Raw genomic sequence first — 4,100 nt, forward strand, 5'->3', positions numbered from 1 at the left:
CGTTTCGTTCAGTTTTCAAGGAACGAGATTAATCAACATCATCTTGCGTTGAGGAATTTCATTTTATCCAATCACTCACACGCAAGTTACTTCCTCTTGCAAGAACCAGTTCAGCGAACTCACTTCCTGCAAGCAGCTTCTTTATACTAACACAAAGCATTTCCTTTGTCAACTGTTTTTTATTTAAACATCTTTTGACTGGTTATCGCTTTCGAACAACCCGTTCGATTAGCGACGTTTATTAATATAACACCAAACAACAAAAAATGCAATACATTTTTCACTTGGAATTACAAATAAATTATAGGGCCATATTCCATTTCCATCCTCCGCCTTCTTCGTTGTTTCCACCGCTGCAATGGGCACAGCAAATATGTTTCATAACGATAATGGCTGTCTGCATAAGATGTACATAGGACAACTGTTTAAAGGGGGATCGACGCCATGTTTTATGCGCTGAATGGGCGAGCGCTGAAAAAGGCACTTATTGTTATTTGTTCCGCCTTTTTTACCGCTGTCATTTTGTACGCTTATGAAATGAACCGTCCGGTTTTTTCACTTCCTTCCGGGCCAAAAGCGGTATACAAAGTGGACAATAACCGCGATGAGGTGGCATTGACGTTTAACATTAGCTGGGGGGATGAGAATGCAGACAAAATTTTAGATGTTTTGAAACAGCAAGGGATTAAAAACGCTACCTTTTTTTTATCAGCTTCTTGGGCCGAGCGCCATCCGACTGTTGTGAAACGGATCAAAGAAGAAGGACATGAAATCGGCAGCATGGGGTATAATTTTGTCAACTACACAGAACTTGAGAATGCGAAAATCCGTCAGGATTTAATGATGGCGAAAAAAGTTTTTGACACGTTGGGGGTTAAAAATGTTGAACTGTTGCGCCCTCCAGGGGGGAACTTTAACAAAAACGTACTAAAAATTGCGCAGTCTCTTGGCTATACTGTTGTGCATTGGAGCATCAACTCGAAAGACTGGCTGAATCCCGGGACAGAGCAAATTGTAGCAAACGTCACGAACGATTTAGATCCGGGGGATATTGTGCTCCTTCATGCCTCCGATTCCGCAAAACAAACGGCAAAAGCATTGCCAAAAATTATTGAAGTGATGAAAGAAAACGGTTATAAAAACGCTAGTCTCTCCGAACTATTGGCGAACGGTAAAGCTGAAAGCAAAGGAATTGATTAACGTCAAGACAGCGGGGGTGTGTCGTATCAAAAAGTCCGCTTCTTGGCTATCGTGCGGTCCCACTGCCAGGGGCCGCACGATAATGTTTCTCTACGTTGGATCTTCTCCCTGCTTCTTACTCAACTTGAAACGGAAACTTCCCAAACGCTCCCCCACCTATGCTCCCACGGAGAAGTAAAGATTTTCTCGGTTCGGGATCATAAAAAACAGGCGGCATGTTACTTTAACTTATTGTTTCGCGCCGCCTGTTAACTTATGCAGTATAAGAAGCTGATATGCATTGCATACTAATAGCGGAATCAACATCAAATATAGCCAATCTTGATCATTAATACGCAAAACTGGGAACCATTCAACAATTGTCACAACGACCATAAAGAATAAAGCCGGGACGAAAGCTCCTTTATTCGTTTGTGCACTTTTGGCATAGGCAACAGCCAGTCCGACCACCAAAACGAACAAAGCGATCAGTATATACGGAATTATCGATTCTCCGTTTGCTGCAAACGCCGTGTAACGAAAGTACACTAAATCGAACAGCACAAACATGATCAAGACAAGTTGCACCGCATTCCATAGCGAGCGGAACATACCAAGCCCGAAGCGGTGAACGGTCAAATACGCAAAAAAACCTGCTTGGCTAATGACGCTAAAAATAAAACCAACGCCAATATGCCATAATAACACAGCCATAAACTCAACAATCTCCAAACTCAGAAGAAGCTGCCCAAACTCTTTCCAGTTTAAAACCATACCGACAGCTGCTGTAGTAATTCCTCCGACAAGCAGCGTAGTAAAAAATAAGCGCACCCATTTACGGCTGTTCACAGTTTGCTTCATCCTCCATCATTTCAGCATAATCCGCTTAACATTTTACCAGTGCCCTTCTAAAAAAGCCAGCTTCCATTTGTCCAAATGCATATTTTTTTCGTCAACATTCATATTAAGGGTGAGGGATTTTTGCAGAAAGGAGCTCATTTTTATGAACAAGTGCATACCGCTCCTCTTGCTCAGTTTTCTCGTTCTTAGCTCTTGTGCTCCTCAAGAAACCAGCCCTGCTCCCCCGGATTATGAGCAGACGAAACGAATGGTTGTTGACATTTTAAAAACGGACGAGGGGAAAAAGGCGATTCAAGATATTATGTCAGAAGACCAAATGAAGCAACAGCTCGTCATGGATCAAACGGCTGTAAAAGAGATACTGCAGCAAGTGTTAACGTCTGATCAAGGAAAGAAATTTTGGGAAAATGCACTAAAAGACACAAAGTTCGCGGAAAGCTTTGCTAAAGGATTGCAAAAAGAACACGAAAAAATGATGAAGGCGCTCATGAAAGATCCTGAATATCAAGCAATGATGATCGACATCCTAAAAAATCCTGAAATGGAAAAGGCGATGATCGATGTATTAAAAAGTAAAGAATTCCGCCAACATTTGCAAACAGTGATTACGGAAACGTTAAATAGTCCGATATATCAAGCCAAAATTCAAGATATGCTAACAAAAGCAGCAGAAACACTCCAACAAAGCGGCGGAAAACAAGGAGAGGAAGATGCGGAAGGAGGAGAAGGCGAAGAAGGTGGAGGCGGCAGCCAACAAGGGGAAGGCGGTTAATCGAATAAAAAGCGTCCGTGTGCCAAAATTCGCCAACGCTCAAAGGAACGAGCGCGAGCGACTCAAGGCATCGGACGCTTTATGTTTAAGCTGTTCAATACTTCGCGGCAATTTTTCGGGCGATATCCATATAAATTTTCCCAATCGGATGATCTTCCGCATAAACGGACGGAGCAAAATCGTCGTCATTCCAATCTGGTTGCTGAAGCGGCAACTGCCCTAACAGTTCTGTTTGTAGCTCTTTTGCCAGCTTCGCTCCGCCACCTTTGCCAAACACGTATTCCCGTTCACCTGTTTTCCGGCTTTCGTAATACGACATATTTTCGATGACACCGATAATCTCGTGTTCAGTGCGTAAGGCCATGGCCCCGGCACGGGCAGCGACAAACGCGGCGGTTGGATGCGGGGTTGTAACGATAATTTCTTTGCATGACGGCAGAAGCGTATGCACATCTAAAGCGACGTCACCTGTACCTGGCGGCAGGTCAAGCAGCAGGTAGTCTAAATCGCCCCATTCGACTTCTTTAAAAAAGTTGTTGAGCATTTTTCCAAGCATCGGACCGCGCCAAATAACCGGAGCGTTGTCCTCAACGAAAAAGGCCATCGAAATGACTTTTACCCCAAACCGTTCAACCGGGATAATCTTATCGCCTCTTACTGTTGGGCGCTCGGTGATCCCCATCATGTCGGGTACACTAAACCCGTAAATATCAGCGTCGATCAACCCGACTTTTTTGCCAAGCCGAGCAAGCGCGACGGCCAAATTGACAGAAACGGTTGATTTCCCAACCCCACCTTTGCCACTGGCGATAGCGATATATGTCGTTCTTTGCTTATTCTCGCTATATTCCTCAACGACTTCTCGCGGCAGTTCGGCAAACCGCAGTCCGACAGAAGCAGCACCTGCGTCTTTCAACTGTTGGACGATCGCCGTTTGTACGCGGAGTTGGTCAGGAGTACCGATTTTGGCGAGCGCGATTTTTACGCTGACATGGTTCTTCTCTTCTTTAATTTTAATTTCTTGAATGGCGTTCGTTTCCTTAAACGTTTTGTTTAAAAATGGGTCTTTCATGTTTTCAAGAATGGCTCGCACGTCGTTTTCCGTCAGCATCGTATTCACCAACCCTTTTTCAATCAATGACTGTTTCTATTATCTACTATACCATAAGTTGCTAGGAAACCGCCATGTTCAGCCTTCTTTCCCATTTACTTATAGTGGGAATGAGGATTTCCATTTCCCTTTGGTAAAGATCATGTTTCGCTGCCGCTGTTCTACTCAAAAAAAAAC

At 43.9% G+C, this 4,100-nt stretch carries 4 protein-coding genes; 2 read left to right on the forward strand and 2 right to left on the reverse strand.

What is annotated here, in order from left to right:
- Positions 1-444 precede the first annotated feature (444 nt).
- A complete protein-coding gene (gene pdaB / locus DSM465_RS0115665) occupies positions 445-1,200 on the forward strand; it encodes a polysaccharide deacetylase family sporulation protein PdaB (protein WP_029761762.1) in 756 nt (251 codons plus the stop codon).
- Positions 1,201-1,428: 228 nt separating this feature from the next.
- On the opposite strand, the gene DSM465_RS0115670 is transcribed toward pdaB, so the two are convergent.
- Positions 1,429-2,028, reverse strand: a complete 600-nt coding sequence (locus DSM465_RS0115670) for a KinB-signaling pathway activation protein (RefSeq protein ID WP_029761763.1) — start codon at positions 2,026-2,028, stop codon at positions 1,429-1,431.
- A gap of 154 nt (positions 2,029-2,182) precedes the next feature.
- Between DSM465_RS0115670 and gerD the strand changes: the two genes are divergently transcribed.
- Entirely contained in the window at positions 2,183-2,812 is a 630-nt protein-coding gene (gene gerD / locus DSM465_RS0115675) for a spore germination lipoprotein GerD (RefSeq protein ID WP_029761764.1), read from the forward strand.
- Positions 2,813-2,906: 94 nt separating this feature from the next.
- Here gerD and DSM465_RS0115680 read toward each other — a convergent pair whose 3' ends face one another.
- Positions 2,907-3,923, reverse strand: coding sequence for an Mrp/NBP35 family ATP-binding protein (locus tag DSM465_RS0115680; protein WP_008881908.1), 1,017 nt, complete (start codon positions 3,921-3,923; stop codon positions 2,907-2,909).
- Positions 3,924-4,100 lie beyond the last annotated feature (177 nt).

The organism is Geobacillus thermodenitrificans subsp. thermodenitrificans DSM 465, assembly GCF_000496575.1.
Classification (GTDB): domain Bacteria; phylum Bacillota; class Bacilli; order Bacillales; family Anoxybacillaceae; genus Geobacillus; species Geobacillus thermodenitrificans.